This window comes from Chryseobacterium sp. VD8, assembly GCF_037149975.1.
GTDB classification, from domain to species: Bacteria; Bacteroidota; Bacteroidia; order Flavobacteriales; family Weeksellaceae; genus Chryseobacterium; species Chryseobacterium indicum.
This window is the reverse complement of the sequence record NZ_JBBCQL010000088.1, coordinates 1-16,472: the sequence shown is the minus strand read 5'-3', so window position 1 is coordinate 16,472 and position 16,472 is coordinate 1. Positions and strand designations below refer to the sequence as shown.

The following is a 16,472-nucleotide window of genomic DNA, read 5'->3' as shown; positions in this document are numbered from 1 at the left end:
ACGTCCATGATTACTTTTGCGGAATAAACCTGCTTATCAGAAGGCTTCCAAACCACTACGTTTCCAAGCATTGCCATACAGGTCGGTAAATTTCCTGAAATCGCAGTAAAGTTGAAAGGAGTTACCGCAAAACAGAATCCTTCCAATGGTCTGTATTCCACTCTGTTCCAGATTCCTGCATCAGAAACCGGCTGTTCAGAATACATTTCCGTCATAAATTCTACGTTGAATCTTAAGAAGTCGATGAATTCACAAGCGGAATCAATTTCAGCCTGATGAACATTTTTAGACTGTCCGATCATCGTTGCTGCATTAATAACGTCTCTGTAAGGTCCAGCCAAAAGATCAGCCGCTTTTAAGAAAATGGCAGCACGGTGTTCCCATCCCAGTTCGTTCCATTCTTTTTTCGCAGCCAGCGCAGCGTTTATCGCATCATCTACATGCTGCATCGTTCCTCTGTGATAAAATCCGAAATCGTGCGCATGATCCTGAGGCGACTGAAGCTGAACTTTATCTCCTGTTTTTACTTCTTCACCATTGATGATCATTGGGATTTCGATCTTTTCTGCCCACATTTTTTTGTACTGGGCGATCAGACTTTTTACTTCCGGAGTTCCCGGTGCATACGAATTTACGGGCTCGTTTACTGCAAATGGTACTTGCGAAATTGCTTTAGACATATTAGTTGTATATTTTTTATTTGCTAATGATACAAATTTACGATTTCAAGCATAGGTAAGCAAGTATCATTTTCATAGTTAAAAATTATAATTAAAGTTTAAGTACTATATTTGGATAAACTAATAGAAATTCATGACAAAAAATAATTTTTTCTTTAAATATTTTATTTCAACTCTCAGCATCATAATTATAATTTATTTTTCGATTTATATTTACAATTATTATTCTACAAACGATATTCTTTTACATATTCCAGATAGTAAATTTAATAATGAACAAAATGAAAAAATAATTCTTAAACCTAATGAAATAGGTGATTCTATCGGTGGAATATTAAATCCTTTAATTGGATTAGTTGCAGCAATTTTTACTTTTTTAGCTTTTCTAATGCAAGTTTTCGCCAATGATGAAATCAAGAAACAATTTACACAAGATAAGTTTGAAAATAGGATTTTTAAACTAATGGATATTTATAATGAAAATATTTCAAGATTTAGTTTTAGAAGTAAGCAATCCGGAAGAATTTTTACAAACAAATCAACATTTCCAATATTATATGGACATTTTAATATTTTAATTGAAGATGTGAATCGATTTAATAATAGTAATAAAATTAGCTTTGAAGAAAAAATCACAAAAGATTATAAAGAAAATTTACTTTCTAGAAATAAAAGCTCTAGCTTAAATAACTGGATAAAATTAGAATTTTGTTATGTTTTATTTTTTTATGGGGTTGGAAAAAAGGGTAGAGAAAATATTAAAACTATATTTAGAAATAAGTATGATTCAGAATATGTTAATAATGTTATTAATTATTTGTCCTACAAACCAGCTTATATGGCTCATGATTATATTTATCTACAAAACTGGAATAAAATATTTCTAGAATTTGAAAATTTTAGTGAACCATGCTTAGAAAGATTTGATAGATATTATGAAGGAGTTCAAAATAATTTTGGACATTACTACCGAAATTTATTTGCAATGATTAATTACTTAAATAAAGGTAAAGATTTTAAATATTCTGAAAAATGGGATTTTGCAAAATTTTTCAGATAACAAATGTCAAATCATGAACAAATTTTTTTCTTTTTAAATAGTATTAGTATTCTAGGTAGAGCCTGGGAGCTAAATGTATTAGTTGAGAATAATTTAAAAGTTGAAAACGAAAGACTAATTACAAAGTATGACTTAATTAAAAATATTTCTGTTGCAGAAAGAGAGTTATTGGAGGTTGAAAAATTTTATCCAAATGTAGAGTATGAGTATAGTTCTCCAACTTTATATAGAAAAAAATTAAATAAAAAAATCTATAAATAGTCTACATCTTTTCGTTTTCTAAAATTTTTAAAACTAATTTTTCTTCCTGTGTGAGATCTGCTTTACCATCATTTTCCTCTATTTGTTCAAGCTCATCAAGATACTTTTTGATGGTGTTGTTTTCATACAGATTAATAACCAAAGGATGAACATAATATTTTCTACATACCGTACTTGTATTTCCAAGATGGGAAGCAACTATTTCAAGGGCTTCTTTTACTTTTTTCTTGTATTCTGTATGCGTTTCTGCATAACCGATTTCCTTAAAAGCAATTAAAGCATTTACGGTTCCAGACCACGTTCTGAAATCTTTCGCCGTAAAATCTTCACCGCTGATTTCTTTAATATAGTCGTTTACCATCCCCGAATCTACAGTATGGCGGTTTCCTTCATCATCAATATACTGAAAAAGCTCTCTTCCGGGAATGTCTTTGCATTTCTGTACCAGTCTGGAAAGCCTTCTGCTTTTCAGATCAATATCATGCATTACGCCTTTTTTGCCTTTAAAATGAAAAGTTATTTTCTGTCCCTTAACCTGAACGTGTTTCTCCTTTAAAGTCGTTAAACCGAAAGAACCATACAGTTTTTCATAGGCATTATTGCCAATTCTTATGTTGGTTCTCTGCATTAAACTTACGATCAATGCAAGAATCTTTCTTTTTTCGAAATTTCTTAAGGCTAAATCTTTCTCTACATGAAGACGAATATCCGGTAAAGCATACCCGAACTGAAGCATTCTGTAAAACTTTGTGTGATTTCTCAAAGCACTCCAAAGTGGATGGTAACGGTATTGTTTACGCTTTTTAACATCGAAACCTGTCGCCTGAAGATGTCCGTTGTCCAATGCACAGATCCAGACATTTTCCCACGCCGGAGGAATAACCAGCTTGTTAATTCTTGTAATTTCTTCTTTATCCCTTATCTTTTCGCCGTCTCTGTAGTAAGAATATTTTTTTCCGGTTTTCTTCCGTGTAATTCCGGCTGTTTCTGCATCGGTGGTATATATAAGATGTACCGCCTTTGCAGAGGCTACCGGATCTTTCATAATTTTTACGATCTTCGAAGGCTTCAGATGTGAAATGAGTTCTAAGTCTGAATTTTCCATAAGATGATTTGGTTAAGAGTTCCTACCCCTTGAAAACAGCCATAAAATAATAGCTATTACGGCGACTACTACGATAATTCCCCACCACATTCCTGCTTTAAAGATCGTTTCTACTGCTTCGCAGCTTGTTAATGTCAGCAGACAAAATATCATCATACTGTATAAGCTCCATTTTTTCATAATAATTTATTTTTTGGTGTTTATTATTTTATACTCTTTGATGGTCTGCGCGCCATCTTTTTATTGATCTCTTGATTTCGTCGCCCGAAATATTTTCATGTAATGCTTTATACAAAAGCTCTTTAAATTCATCATCATAAGCGAATCTTAACGCTGCAATCTGGTCAAATTTCAGTTTGCTTTCAACCTCATCAGATCTCTGCTGGAAAAGTTCGTAATACCTCTGTTTAAATTCTAACCGAACCAATCGGTTCTGAAGAACCAGCGCATAATGCTGTCTCAGCATAATCGCAAGATAGAAAAGAAGAAAGATAACAGCGGAAAACAAAATCCAGATCAGTTGGTTGGTTTCATCTTTAAAGATTTTATAAACTCCGAATATCTCCAATCCCAAAAGCAATGGAAGATAGATGAAATGATGCGGCGGATAAAATTTCCTGTGATTTTTGTAATTCTGACTTTCCATATTTTGTAAGTAAGCAATAACCTTTCCAAAATGTTAAATTTTAACAACAATTGATTTTTGTGGTATCTAAATATTATCGTTTTCTTACCCATAATTTGAAATTACTGCTTTTTCTTCATCATTAAAAGGATTGTTTTCAGGAGCTTTTTCCGGCTTTCCACACTCGCTGTTTCTTGATTTTGGGATTTGCGGCGGCGGAGCCGCCGCAAATCCCAAAATCAAGAAACGAGCTCAGACAAATGCTGCAATCCGGGCTAGGATTTTTACCGTTCCACAAATATTTGCCATTTCAGAAAATCAAGAATAACAGGAACAGAAAAAAGTTGAATCATGCAGAAACAGTTTAAAAACAACAATAATTTCATCTTCAAAGCTCAAAAAAATCGTAACTTCACCTCTTTAAAAAATTAAGATAAAATGACTTCAAAGGAAAAAGTAGCTGCGCTTCGTGAAGAAATGCAGAAAAATAATGTTGATGCATTTATAGTATATTCCGCAGATCCTCACATGAGCGAGTATCTGCCGGAAGAATGGCAGGAGAGAGCATGGCTATCAGGATTTTTGGGTTCTGCAGGTTTTGTGGTAGTTACAAAAGATAAAGCGGGACTCTGGACAGACGGAAGATATTTTACACAGGCTCCGACCGAACTGGCTGGTTCAGGAATCGATCTTTTCAAAGACGGAATGGAAGGAACACCTCATTATATCGACTGGATCATTTCTGAAATTCCTGCGAACGGAAAAGTAGCAGTGAATGCTTTGGCAACTTCTCACGCCAACTGGGAATTGTTAACACAGAAATTAAACGCAAAAAATATTACCCTTGAAGACCTTCCTTTACTGAAAGAAATCTGGAAAGACAGGGGAACACCTTCGAAAAATCCAATATATGTACATCCTGTAGAAAGAGCGGGAAAATCTGTTGTGGATAAAATTGCTGCAATACGCCAGAAAATGGAAGATATTGAGGCAACGGTACATATCATTTCAAGCTTGGATGATGTAGCATGGACGCTGAATTTAAGAGGAAGCGATGTAGAAAGTAATCCTGTGTTTTTAGGCTATATCGTCATCACTAAAAACGATGCGAAATTATTCACAGATCTGGATAAACTTGAAGTAGAATCCAGAAAACAACTGGATGAAGCATGGGTGAAAATGATGCCTTATGAAGAATTCTACAATTGCCTGAAAGAATTTAAAAACGAAAAAGTTCTCGTTTCACCAAACAGCAACCAGTCGATTTTTGAAGCGTTGAAATCTGAAAATGAATTCATCAAAGCTCCGGTTCCCGGAAATCTGATGAAAGCCCAGAAAAACGAGACCGAACTTGAAGGTTTCAGAAAAGTAATGGTAAGAGATGGCGTTGCAATGGTGAAATTCCTTTACTGGCTGACTCACAACGCGGGAAAAGAAGCCATGAACGAATATTCTATCGGTGAAAAACTGAGAGGTTTCCGTGCGGAAGGTGAAAATTTCGTAGGCGAAAGTTTCGGAAGCATTGTTGGATACAAAGACAACGGAGCCATCATGCATTATTCTGCAAAAAGCGAAGGAAGCAAAGAAGTTACCAATGATGCAAGTATTCTGGTAGATTCCGGAGGTCAGTATTTGGAAGGTACAACAGATATTACAAGAACTTTGGCTTTAGGAGCAGTTTCTGATGAGTTTAAAAGAAATTCAACATTGGTTTTACAGGGATTAATCCGGTTATCGATGGTGAAATTCCCGAAAGGAACAAGAGGTGTTCAGTTGGATGCGATCGCAAGACTTCCGCTTTGGATGGAAGGTAAAGATTACAACCACGGAACCGGACATGGTGTAGGAAGTTTCATGAACGTTCACGAAGGTCCGCAAAACATCAGAAAAGATATGAATCCGCAGGAACTGTTGGTCGGAATGGTCTGCTCAAACGAACCGGGGTATTATCTGGAAGGAGAATACGGAATCCGTCATGAAAACCTGATCGCCGTAAAAGAATCTGCAACCACCATTCACGGTACTTTCTACGAATTCGAGACTTTAACATTCTGTCCGTTCTTTAAAGATACCATTGTGAAAGAAATTCTTTCTGAAGAAGAAATCAACTGGCTGAATGCTTATCACAAAACGTGTGAGGAGAAAATAGCGCCATATTTAGAAGGAGAAGTGAAAGACTGGTTCCTTGAACTTGTAAGTCCTTTGTAAAGAAAATAAATAGATTAAAAAACCGTCCTGTAAGTATTTGCAGGACGGTTTTTTTTGCATTACCGTATTTTTACGGAGGTGTTTTTAGGGTTTATCCTGAAAAATTAAAATGAAACCTAATTTATCTTTGTATCAACAAAAAGACATCATTCATATCTTCATATAGTAAATTCAAAGCAGGTAATCATCTCATTCCTTGAGGTGATTTTTTTATTTCTATGTTTTGCCTGATGGAAATTCCCCTCCTTTGGAGGGGTGGCGAAAATTTCGAAGAAATTTTTGACGGGGTGGTTATAACGTGGAAAAGATAAACTTTGCTTTAAAGATGAATTTAGAAGAGCAATAATTAATTTCCGACATTCTTAGCCCGGAAGCTGTGGCTTGTTTGGCGTGAGGAGTATGAGTGGATAGCCGGAAACAGCTCCAAAATAAAATGTTTGAAAGTATTGAGATTGATTTTTATGTTACTGAAAATATTTTGAACTCGTTAAATTATTGCAATAGATAAAGGATATTTTTGTTTGCGGTTAAAAACCGTAAATTTGCAGTATGAATAACGATACCATTTGTGCGTTGGCAACTGCCAATGGAGTAGGTGCTTTAGGAATTATAAGAGTTTCGGGTGATGAAGCTTTAGCTGTTGTGCAAAAGTCTTTTCCGGCGAAAAATTTGGCAAAACAGAAGTCTCACACCATTCATTACGGATATTTTATGGATGGAGAAGAAGCGATTGATGAAGTAATGCTTTCTATTTTTCTGGCTCCGAAAAGTTTTACGACAGAAAATTCTGTGGAAATTGCTTTTCACGGGTCGCCGCACATTGGGAAACGTATTCTTGAAACCCTAATTAAAAATGGGGCACGAATGGCAAAAGCCGGAGAATTTACGCTTCGTGCTTTCATCAACGGAAGAATTGATCTTTCTCAGGCTGAAGCGATTGCCGATGTTATTGCTTCTGAAAATGAAGCTTCGAGAAAAGTGGCAATTAATCAGCTGAAAGGAGGAATTACCAACGAAATTTCTTTCCTGAGAACCGATTTGCTGAATTTTGTTTCTTTAATTGAATTAGAGCTTGATTTTGCAGAAGAAGATGTAGAATTTGCGGACCGATCGGCTTTGGTTGAGCTTTTAAATAAGATCGAAATAAAATTAAATTCCCTGATTGAAAGTTTTCAGTATGGAAATGCCATCAAAAACGGAACTGCGGTTGCCATCATCGGAAAACCGAATGCCGGAAAATCTACCCTTTTAAATGCTTTGTTAAAAGAAGAAAGAGCGATTGTAAGCAATATCGCGGGAACAACGAGGGATACGATAGAGGAGGTTCTTCATATAAAAGGTCATGCTTTCCGATTAATTGATACGGCAGGATTGCGTGAAACGATGGATGAAATTGAAGCAATTGGTGTGAAAAAAGCCAAAGAAAAGGTAGAAAATGCCAATATTCTGGTTTATTTAGCCGATGCTGCAACAGAAGATTTTTCCGAAGACATTGAAATGATCCAGTCTCTGCAAAGAGATGATCTGAAACTGATTATCTGTACAACAAAAATTGATGAGGTTTCTCCTGCAACATATGAAAAAGTAGAAAATATCTTCAGAAGCAAAATTTCTCAGGAATTTGATTTTATTAAAATTTCTGCTGTTGAAAATCAGAATATTCAGGATCTTAAAAATGAATTGTCTTCTTACGTAGAACAGTTAAAAGCTTCTGAAAACAATGTTGTGATCACCAATCAGCGTCATTTTGAAGCACTACAGAAATCTTTGGAAGCCGTACAAAAAGTAAAAGAAGCAATTACTTTCCAAATTTCCACCGAGCTTTTAGCATACGAATTACGAAACGCACTGGAATATCTCGGTGAAATTTCGGGCGAGGTCACAAACGATGAGGTTTTGGGGAATATTTTTTCGAAGTTTTGTATCGGCAAATAAGTACGACAAATAAAACAAACTAAAACAAACCAAACGATTGATTATTAGCTATTTACAAAAATATTGATTTTGTATGAGTTTTTCAAAGTTTGGTTAGTTTTGTTCAGTTTTGTCCCCCAGTTGTCCCTCAAACCAATAATATTTTATTTTTTTTAACTCGGGAGAGTTAGTGTCACTTAAGGTAATTTATTGTACCTAATTGTACTTAAATGTACCATAATGTACCTTAAGCCAAATTATCTCTTCCACAAATAAAATATTATGAAAATCAAGAAGATTTGCGAACATTGTGGACTTGAATTTATTGCCCAAACAACAGTAACCAGATACTGTTGCAAAACCTGTAATTCCAGAGCTTACAAGATTAATGTTAGGGAACTTAGAGAAAAATTGACTGAAGCAACTCAGGAAGTTTCCAAACCTCAATCAAAACCTAAAGAAGATCCTAACTCTTATTTTGCCCTCAAAACCCTTGATTACTTAACAGTCAAGGAAGCTTCTATTTTATTGAAATGTGATAAGAGAACAGTCTATCGAATGGTTAAAAATGGCAGTATTCCTGCAGCTAATTTATCCATCAGAAAGATTCGTCTATTAAAGAAAGATATTGATGCATTATTTGAAGTCAAGCCAAAAGTAATCCAAAATCCAACAGAAGATTTGGAAAAGATTGAATGGACACCTTTAAAGGATTGCTTCACAATGGGTCAAATTCAAAAAGAGTATAATATCTCTCCGACTTCCTTAAAAAATCTTATAGAAAGACATAATATCCCAAAATTTCAGAAGGGCAAATTTGTATATGTACCAAGAGTTAAAATTGAGCATATTTTAAAGAGGATTGAGTTGGGTATTTATTCAGGATAACACCAATTTATTTGGCATTCTGACGCCAAATTTCCCCTAAGAGAGCCATAAAATCTGGCTTACACTATCAATTTTTAATATTACTCAAAAATCCAAAATTATGTCAAAAGTAACATTAAGGAAAAAACCTATATCAAAAGGCAGACAATCTTTATTTCTGGACATATGGCCTCCCATTTATAATCCAGAAACAGGAAAAATGGAACGAAAACACTATCTAAAATTATATATCTATAATCGTCCCAAAAACGAAACTGAAAGGAAGTTCAATAAAGAAACTTTAGCTTTAGGAGAATATGTAAGAGCTCAAAGGCATATAGAATTACAAAGCAAGAGGTTTGATTTTATTTCTGAAGAAAAGATGAAATCAAACTTTATTGAATTCTTTGAAGCTGAAGCTAAAAAAAGAAACAACTGTTATAACTGGGTAATGTCTGTTAGATATTTTAAGACTTTTGTTGGGCCCGAAATTCCATTTAATGAATTGAATGAAACGCTATGTGAGGAATATGCAGATTATTTGTTAACATGCCCCGCATTGGGACGCAGAAAAACCATAAAAAAGAATACTGCCGTAGCTTATTTTGGAAGATTTAAGCTGACATTAAAGGAGGCTTTTAAAAAGCGCTTTTTACCCACAGACCTAGGTTCAATAATTGACAGTATTGCACCGCAGGAAACTCATCGTCCATTTTTATTCATGGAGGAATTAGAAAGAATGGCAAATTCTGAGTGTCGAAATCCAATAGTAAAAAAGGCAGGACTTTTCTCTGCTATGACCGGTTTCAGATATTCAGATGTTGAAAAGCTATTATGGAGTGAAATTCATGGAACCGAAGGCAATTATTATATAGTATATAATCAGGAAAAAACAGAGAATGCAGAATATCATCCAGTATCTGATCAAACTATAAAATTGTTAGGTCCAAGAGGAAATTCTGATTCAAGAGTATTTGAAGGATTAAATTATCATAACACAGTAGCAGAGTTGAAAAAGTGGTTGGCAAATGCTGGTATAGAAAAACATTTCACCTTCCACGGTTTCAGACATACCTTTGCGACCTTACAAATAGCTGCTGGAACATCTATATATACAGTTTCAAAACTATTGGGACATAAAGATATCAAAACAACAGAGATATATGCGAAAATAGTTGACAGTTTAAAAAAAGAAGCCTCTGAAAAAATTAAAATTAATTTATTTGATATAGGTAAGAACATCGTAAATATCGACCAGATTGATCCTCCAACAGATAATTTAAATATCTAGTAATTTTGAGATTTTATGAAATAGTTAGTAAGCTATAAATACCTTCAAAAGACAAATTACGACAGATCAAGTCATTATCAAGAACGTTTTTCAAGGTCTTATTAACTTGAAAAAAAAAAAAATGGAATATACATTTGATCAAATACCAAATATTCTTAGAAGAATTGAAGAAAGATTGGAAAGTTTAGAAGAAATTTTATTGGATCGTATCCAAAATGAAATGCCAGAACTTGAATTTATTGATGCGAAAGAGGCTTGCAAAATTTTAAAATTATCATTACCAACATTATATTCTAAAGTTTGTCTACGCGAAATACCGTTTTATAAAAAGGGAAATAGATTGCATTTTTCTAAAATGGAACTATTAGAATGGATTCAAGAGGGTAAAGAAAAATCCTTAAATGAATTAAGTAGTGATGGTAATGCTATCTTAAAAAGAATAACAAAAAAAAGATGGCATTAGAAATCATACAAGCATTTTAAACCTTCCAACTTTATTTTGGAAGGTTTTTATTTACAATAGTTTAGACCATATATAAAGGAGATCTATCTCTTAGCACGTAAGTCGCCTATTAGAACAAATTTTGTCAATTAGTTCCTGTTATATCAAACATCACACAACGAATATTTGCTAATCACACTCAAATATTAAACAGCAAATAATTTCACCTTACATTAATTTAAATTGCTTATGAATCAAATTATGAACGAATAAAATATTTCAATAAAAATTTAAAAATGTAATAAAGGTTATTAGCAAAATAATATATAATTAATTGATAAATTAAATAAATCGCCACAAAGGGAAAAATATTATATTTTTAGGACTGCTGATCACTGGACCTGATAATGAGAACCTTTCAAATATATTTTTACCATGACAAAATCAATTTATGATACAATAGTAAAACGTATTGAAATTCAAGAATGCAAAATTACGCTAACTAAAGAAAAGGTTATAAAAGAAGCCTATCAAATGGCGACCTCTCTCCGAGAATTATTGAATGAAACAAAAAAGCTTGTATCAGACAAAGGTTTCATTGATAAAGATCAGGAGATCAATTTTTTTAAATACGTAAAACCACAACTTCTAGGAAAGCTTATTTATTATAATAAGGTATATAGAATTGAAACATCTTGTCCAACAAAAGCTGGTGAACTTTATAAGATATATTTCGAAAATGAACTTGAAAAATTAAACAAAGAATTTCAGGAGCATTTTGTAGATTCAGATTTTTATCGATATATAAAATCAGATCGTAAAGATCTGGATAAGAAATATTTTGCTTTAGGAAATATTGATATAATAGAAGGACTAAATAGTTTTGTCTTTGAAATCGATCCAAATTTTTCAACATATTATGACTATAAAGTCGCTCATATCATTGCAGATGAACTATTATATACTTATATAAGAAATAGGTTGAGCCCTGACAATGAATATGATTCACCATCGCTAACATATACCAATTACGATGATATGTTCTGGACCGATTCTAAGAACGCTCTAATAGAGTTAATATATGCATTATATGCTGCCAGGTCTTTATCCAATGGTCGATTGGCAATATCAAAAATCAGTACCATAATTGAAACACTTTTCCAGATAGAACTAGGCGATTTCCACCATGCTTTCCACCGAATGAAAGTCAGGTCCGGAAGTAAAACAGCTTTTCTTGACCATCTTAAAGTAAGTTTAGAAGAATACATGAGCAGGAACCTATAACATTATTTGATTAAGACAGCCAATAGGTTGTCTTTTTTTTACCAAGTTATGCCAAGATATGCCAAGTTGACCTAATAAACCAACAAAATAGAAACCTTTCATTCGTGAGAATTGGAGCATCTGAAGAATAAAAATTACAAAAAAAAATTTTCAATTTCTCTTGGCAGCTCTTGATTAAACTTGGGTTACTGAGCTATTTTACTCTAAGAAATTTGTCTGTGAACAAAAATTTTAAACAGATGAATATTGACAGATTAGAATTTATTGCTTGGATGGAAAGAATCATGGATCGATTCGATTTGATTTCCGAGAGCGTAAGAGAAATGAAGAAAACTAACAATGCAATTGATGGAGAAGAATTGCTAGACAATCAGGATTTGCTTCAAATGCTAAAAATTAGTAATCGTTCATTACAGAGATACAGGTCTGATGGTAAATTACTCTATTACACTATTAGTGGTAAGCTTTATTACAAATTATCAGATGTCCACCAATTTATTCGTGATAGTTTTAACACTCCCACTAAGCGTAAGAGGAAATTGAAAGCCGAATAATACCATAAAATTCCAACTTAGTTATTGCTATTGATTTATAAAATACCTTGATCTGAGATTTACAAAAATTTAGAGTTATGAGTACTAATCAATCCAAAAATCAGAAATCTGATCAAGCAAATGATCTAACAGATACATTGCTTGTCCATGATACAGAAACCAATAAAATTCTCGCGGTTAAAGGAATAAAGAAAAAATCCGGCAAAAAACCTGGTGAAAAAGATGAGCTTGAAACGGTTGATCCAACTAAAAGAAAAGAAAATTCTTTTTTGAAACTCAACAAAAATGAAGATATGCTTTCCAATTTTTTAAAGAATTTTTTTAGTCAGATCGGCAATCCCACACGCTTCAATTTTTTTAAAGTTCCTATTGAAACTGCTGTCATGATAGCGAAAAAAATGCAGCAATTTATTGATACAGCAAAACTTGAAGGTAAAGAGCTTCTGGAAGGACTAAAAGATATTTTGAGTAAAAACAATAATAAAAATACTATGGCGAAACAACAAAACAAAACGGAAAATAGTAATGGTAATCACTATTCCATTGAAAAAATCGACTGGAAAAGCCTTGAAAATCTTGGATACAGCCGCGAGGAATTTGAGAAATTCAATCTTTTGGACTCTCTTTTAAAAGGTTATAAAACAAATGACATGCTTACAGTATCGTTAAAAGTTGGAAATCAAGAAATTGAAACCCAAGCTAAGTTATGGCTTGAACAGGGAAAGGATGGTCTAGCGGTATTTAACATGCTTCCCAAAAAAAATGAAATTGAATTAGATAAAAAATTTCAAGGACATGAATTTACCGAAGAGGATAAAACCAACCTATTAGAAAGAGGAAATATGGGAAGAGCTGTAGAACTAATTACAGATAATAATACGAAGGCTTTCCATGTGATAACGCTAGATAAGGATACAAATCAATTAGTTTCTTTTCCGGTTGAAAAGATGCGTATTGATGATATTATCAAAGGAGTGACCCTTACTCCCGATCAAAAAAATCTTTTATTGGAAGGTAAGCCTGTATATCTTGAAGGGATGCTTTCTAAAAGAGATACTTTATTTAATGGTGAAATCCAATTTAATGCTTTCAAAGGTCATATTGAATTTCAATTTGATAAAGGAAATTCCAAAATTCAAAAACAGGATAACTCTCAAAACCAATCTGCAGAAATACCAAAAACTTTTAGAAGGAAAGAATTTACATTCGACCAGTATAATAAACTTAGCAAGGGTGAAACAGTATATATTACCGATTTTAAGGATGGTGCTGGGAAGGAATATCCGGGATATGTATGGCTAAATAAAGAAAAAGGAGAATTGGATTTTAATTTTAAAAACCCCAATAAACTTAAACAAAATGCAACCACAGCTGAAACTCATAAAACCCAGGTCGCTGTTAATTCCGATGGAAAAACAAATGAAGCTACTAAAAATATCAAGGAGCCATTAAAATCAGGTCAAAGTACGCCTGCTAATAAAAGGCAGCAGAACACGCAAAAAGAAACCAACAATGCGCCTAAAAAAAGAGGTCGAAGAGTATCCTAAAATAAATTAATATGAAAGCAGTAATAGCTGAAAAACCAAGCGTTGCGCGAGAAATTGCAGCACTTTTGGGAGCAACAGAAAAAAATGAAGGTTTTTTAAAAGGTAATGGCTATATCGTTACCTGGGCAATAGGTCATTTAATTTCTTTGGGAATGCCTTCGGAATATGGTATTACCGGATTTCAAAAAGACAACTTACCAATATTGCCAGATCCATTCTTACTTACAGTAAGAAAAGTCAAAAAAGAAAAAGGTTATCTTGACGATCCCAGTGCAGTTAGGCAATTAAAAATAATAGAAACTATTTTTGAACAATGTGACAGCATAATTGTTGCAACTGACGCTGGTAGAGAAGGTGAACTAATATTTAGATATATCTATAATTATTTGAATTGTAAAAAACCTTTTGAGCGACTATGGATTAGCTCATTAACAGAAAAAGCTATTGACCAAGGTTTTGCCAATCTAAAGCCAGGAACCGATTTCGATGGATTATTTTTTGCTGCCCAAGCCAGAAGCCGTGCGGATTGGCTTGTGGGAATAAATTCAACTCAGGCATTATCTTTACAAGCTGGAAATGGAATTTATTCTCTAGGAAGAGTGCAAACACCAACTCTGAGCTTAATTTGTAAGAGGTACATTGACAATAAAAATTTTAAAATTGAAACCTATTGGCAATTGGAACTCAAATATTTAAAAGATGGACTCTATTTCTCCAGTATATCGAAGGAAAAATGGGATGATAAAGAAAAAGCTACCGAAGTATTAAAATCGATTGAGCGTTTAGGAAGTTCTATTGTTAATTCAGTCGATAAACGTAATTCAAACGAACAGCCACCTCTACTATTCGATTTAACTTCTTTACAAAAAGAAGCTAATAGGAAATTAGATCTTACTGCCGAAGAGACTTTATCAATTGCACAAAGCTTATATGAGCAGAAATTCATTACATATCCCCGAACAGGCAGTAAATATATATCTAATGACATTTGGCCGGAGATCCCTGATCTAGTCAGAGCTTTGGAGAATCGCGTTGGTTATAAAGAGCGGATAAACAATGTAAAATGGGGCCGATTCAATAAAAGAATTGTGAATGACCTTAAAGTTACAGATCATCATGCATTATTGATAACAGATAAAATTCCTTCAGCCCTATCGAGTAAGGAAAATGCTATCTATGATATGATTGCTATTAGGCTTCTTGAATCAATATGCTACCAATGTACAAAAGAAATTACTGAAGTTAAGCTGGAATCACTGCACTTTGAATTTATTCTGAAAGGAGCCCGTGTGATTGATCCGGGATGGAGATCTATACAAAACCTCTTTAAAAATGAGGACAATGATGAAGAGGTATTATTGGATATACCAACATTAAAAGAGGGTGATTCACTCAGCGTTAATGAGGCAAATATATTAGAAAAAAAGACCCGTCCGCCAGTTCTTTACACTGAGGCAGGTCTCCTATCGGCAATGGAAAATGCAGGGAAGCAAATTGAAAATGAAGAAGAGCGTAAATCACTTAATAATATTGGGATTGGAACGCCAGCCACTCGCGCAGCTATCATTGAAGTTTTGTTTGATCGAAATTATATTGTCCGGGAGAAAAAAAATCTAGTTCCAACCAAAAAGGGAATTCAGGTTTATGAACTCGTAAAAGAAAAGAAAATAGCCGATGTCGCTATGACTGCGCAATGGGAGCTTGCTCTTCAGAAGATAGAAAATAATGAGTTAAATGCTAATCTATTTCAAAATGAAATGGAAGCCTATGCTAAAGAAATTACCACAGAACTTCTATCTACTGAGTTTGTACCAAATACATTGCAATTAAAATGTCCAAAATGCAAAACTCATAATTTAATCTTTAATGAACATGTAGTAAAATGTCCAGATAAGAACTGTGAATGGATTCAGTTTAAGAAGGTCTGTGAGGTTGCCCTAAGTGATAAGGAAATGGAAAACTTAATTACCAAAAAAAGGACATCACTTTTGAAAGGCATGAAAAGTAGATCAGGAAATAAGTTTGATGCATACATTATACTTGACGAAAATGGTAAAACTTCATTTGAATTTGATAAAAAAAAGAAAAAAAATAAGTGATTTATAAGAATGGCGCTTCCAAAGACCGTCATTTTTGTTATTATTCTAGAATTATTACAATATGAATTTTTGCTTTGAATAAAGGAAAGTTATGGTGTTTTTCTAGAATCGTAACATCATTATGTTGCATCATGTTGTTTTCTCCCTCTACATTTGTTTGAATTATTTCTCACGACAGTTTGAAATTTATATCGAAAAAAAAATGGTAATAGCCTTTAAATTTCAACTGTGAGAAATGAAAAAGCTAAAAAACCATTGTCATGCAAAAAAAGAGAATTTTTACGGAGATAGTAGTTGTATTATTGGTCATTTTGTTCCTCTATACTGGTGTAAGCAAATTTGTTGATTTTAAGGGGTTTACTTATGATTTAAATAATCAGCCCTTTCCGAATAGCTTAACACCATTGTTAAGGTGGTTAATACCATTAACTGAAATTTCAATTGTAATTGCTCTATTATTTGAAAAAGCCAGATTGATAGGTTTATATGCATCATTGTTTTTGATGAGCTTATTTACAATTTATACAGCGCTAGT

General features: G+C 33.4%; 16 protein-coding genes. 12 read left to right on the top strand and 4 right to left on the bottom strand.

The features are described from left to right. The coding region (locus WFK35_RS11430) for an aldehyde dehydrogenase family protein (RefSeq protein ID WP_336732733.1) at positions 1-680 on the bottom strand (680 nt) is incomplete at its 3' end. A 133-nt stretch (positions 681-813) separates the two neighbouring features. Between WFK35_RS11430 and WFK35_RS11425 the strand changes: the two genes are divergently transcribed. Both WFK35_RS11425 and WFK35_RS11420 read left to right on the top strand, forming a co-directional pair. Next, positions 814-1,740 (top strand): hypothetical protein, encoded by a 927-nt coding sequence (locus WFK35_RS11425; protein WP_336732732.1) that lies wholly within the window; start codon positions 814-816, stop codon positions 1,738-1,740. Between the two features lie 3 nt (positions 1,741-1,743). Then, on the top strand, positions 1,744-2,001 hold the full coding sequence (locus tag WFK35_RS11420) for a hypothetical protein (protein WP_336732731.1): 258 nt from the start codon (positions 1,744-1,746) through the stop codon (positions 1,999-2,001). A gap of 1 nt (position 2,002) precedes the next feature. On the opposite strand, the gene WFK35_RS11415 is transcribed toward WFK35_RS11420, so the two are convergent. The 3 genes from WFK35_RS11415 to WFK35_RS11405 are packed head-to-tail and all read right to left on the bottom strand — an operon-like array spanning position 2,003 to position 3,752. Then, positions 2,003-3,106 carry a DNA topoisomerase IB gene (locus WFK35_RS11415; protein ID WP_336732730.1) on the bottom strand — a complete coding sequence of 368 codons (1,104 nt, stop codon included), beginning with the start codon at positions 3,104-3,106 and terminating at the stop codon, positions 2,003-2,005. 12 nt (positions 3,107-3,118) lie between these two features. Beyond that, positions 3,119-3,286 (bottom strand): phosphatidate cytidylyltransferase, encoded by a 168-nt coding sequence (locus tag WFK35_RS11410; protein WP_076394783.1) that lies wholly within the window; start codon positions 3,284-3,286, stop codon positions 3,119-3,121. A 28-nt stretch (positions 3,287-3,314) separates the two neighbouring features. After that, complete coding sequence (locus tag WFK35_RS11405; RefSeq protein ID WP_336732729.1) at positions 3,315-3,752, bottom strand: DUF6526 family protein; 438 nt, start codon at positions 3,750-3,752, stop codon at positions 3,315-3,317. A 417-nt stretch (positions 3,753-4,169) separates the two neighbouring features. Between WFK35_RS11405 and WFK35_RS11400 the strand changes: the two genes are divergently transcribed. The 10 genes from WFK35_RS11400 to WFK35_RS11355 form a co-directional block, all read left to right on the top strand. Further along, positions 4,170-5,939 carry an aminopeptidase P family protein gene (locus tag WFK35_RS11400; protein WP_336732728.1) on the top strand — a complete coding sequence of 590 codons (1,770 nt, stop codon included), beginning with the start codon at positions 4,170-4,172 and terminating at the stop codon, positions 5,937-5,939. A 549-nt stretch (positions 5,940-6,488) separates the two neighbouring features. Beyond that, positions 6,489-7,874: a tRNA uridine-5-carboxymethylaminomethyl(34) synthesis GTPase MnmE gene (gene mnmE / locus WFK35_RS11395; RefSeq protein ID WP_336732727.1), complete on the top strand. Its 1,386-nt coding sequence runs from the start codon at positions 6,489-6,491 to the stop codon at positions 7,872-7,874. A 261-nt stretch (positions 7,875-8,135) separates the two neighbouring features. Beyond that, the gene (locus WFK35_RS11390; protein ID WP_048506285.1) at positions 8,136-8,741 is read left to right on the top strand and encodes a helix-turn-helix domain-containing protein; all 606 of its coding nucleotides are present in this window, start codon (positions 8,136-8,138) and stop codon (positions 8,739-8,741) included. Positions 8,742-8,841: 100 nt separating this feature from the next. Then, positions 8,842-10,011: a site-specific integrase gene (locus WFK35_RS11385; protein ID WP_073060417.1), complete on the top strand. Its 1,170-nt coding sequence runs from the start codon at positions 8,842-8,844 to the stop codon at positions 10,009-10,011. 121 nt (positions 10,012-10,132) lie between these two features. Beyond that, entirely contained in the window at positions 10,133-10,474 is a 342-nt protein-coding gene (locus tag WFK35_RS11380) for a helix-turn-helix domain-containing protein (RefSeq protein WP_048506286.1), read from the top strand. A 414-nt stretch (positions 10,475-10,888) separates the two neighbouring features. Next, complete coding sequence (locus tag WFK35_RS11375; RefSeq protein ID WP_048506287.1) at positions 10,889-11,737, top strand: RteC domain-containing protein; 849 nt, start codon at positions 10,889-10,891, stop codon at positions 11,735-11,737. Positions 11,738-11,976: 239 nt separating this feature from the next. Further along, positions 11,977-12,291, top strand: coding sequence for a helix-turn-helix domain-containing protein (locus WFK35_RS11370; RefSeq protein ID WP_048506288.1), 315 nt, complete (start codon positions 11,977-11,979; stop codon positions 12,289-12,291). 77 nt (positions 12,292-12,368) lie between these two features. Further along, on the top strand, positions 12,369-13,838 hold the full coding sequence (locus tag WFK35_RS11365) for a DUF3945 domain-containing protein (protein WP_048506289.1): 1,470 nt from the start codon (positions 12,369-12,371) through the stop codon (positions 13,836-13,838). Positions 13,839-13,849: 11 nt separating this feature from the next. Beyond that, positions 13,850-15,937, top strand: coding sequence for a type IA DNA topoisomerase (locus tag WFK35_RS11360; RefSeq protein ID WP_073060415.1), 2,088 nt, complete (start codon positions 13,850-13,852; stop codon positions 15,935-15,937). Between the two features lie 260 nt (positions 15,938-16,197). Then, a partial coding sequence (locus WFK35_RS11355; protein WP_336732726.1) for a MauE/DoxX family redox-associated membrane protein occupies positions 16,198-16,472 on the top strand: 275 nt, incomplete at its 3' end.

Bases quoted from the DNA above. Each gene is read 5' to 3' on its own strand.
- WFK35_RS11425 (WP_336732732.1), top strand. From the start codon at position 814: ATGACAAAAAATAATTTTTTCTTTAAATATTTTATTTCAACTCTCAGC.
- WFK35_RS11415 (WP_336732730.1), bottom strand. From the start codon at position 3,106: ATGGAAAATTCAGACTTAGAACTCATTTCACATCTGAAGCCTTCGAAG.
- WFK35_RS11370 (WP_048506288.1), top strand. From the start codon at position 11,977: ATGAATATTGACAGATTAGAATTTATTGCTTGGATGGAAAGAATCATG.
- WFK35_RS11380 (WP_048506286.1), top strand. From the start codon at position 10,133: ATGGAATATACATTTGATCAAATACCAAATATTCTTAGAAGAATTGAA.
- WFK35_RS11375 (WP_048506287.1), top strand. From the start codon at position 10,889: ATGACAAAATCAATTTATGATACAATAGTAAAACGTATTGAAATTCAA.
- WFK35_RS11405 (WP_336732729.1), bottom strand. From the start codon at position 3,752: ATGGAAAGTCAGAATTACAAAAATCACAGGAAATTTTATCCGCCGCAT.
- WFK35_RS11390 (WP_048506285.1), top strand. From the start codon at position 8,136: ATGAAAATCAAGAAGATTTGCGAACATTGTGGACTTGAATTTATTGCC.
- WFK35_RS11385 (WP_073060417.1), top strand. From the start codon at position 8,842: ATGTCAAAAGTAACATTAAGGAAAAAACCTATATCAAAAGGCAGACAA.
- WFK35_RS11400 (WP_336732728.1), top strand. From the start codon at position 4,170: ATGACTTCAAAGGAAAAAGTAGCTGCGCTTCGTGAAGAAATGCAGAAA.
- WFK35_RS11410 (WP_076394783.1), bottom strand. From the start codon at position 3,286: ATGAAAAAATGGAGCTTATACAGTATGATGATATTTTGTCTGCTGACA.
- WFK35_RS11420 (WP_336732731.1), top strand. From the start codon at position 1,744: ATGTCAAATCATGAACAAATTTTTTTCTTTTTAAATAGTATTAGTATT.
- mnmE (WP_336732727.1), top strand. From the start codon at position 6,489: ATGAATAACGATACCATTTGTGCGTTGGCAACTGCCAATGGAGTAGGT.
- WFK35_RS11360 (WP_073060415.1), top strand. From the start codon at position 13,850: ATGAAAGCAGTAATAGCTGAAAAACCAAGCGTTGCGCGAGAAATTGCA.
- WFK35_RS11365 (WP_048506289.1), top strand. From the start codon at position 12,369: ATGAGTACTAATCAATCCAAAAATCAGAAATCTGATCAAGCAAATGAT.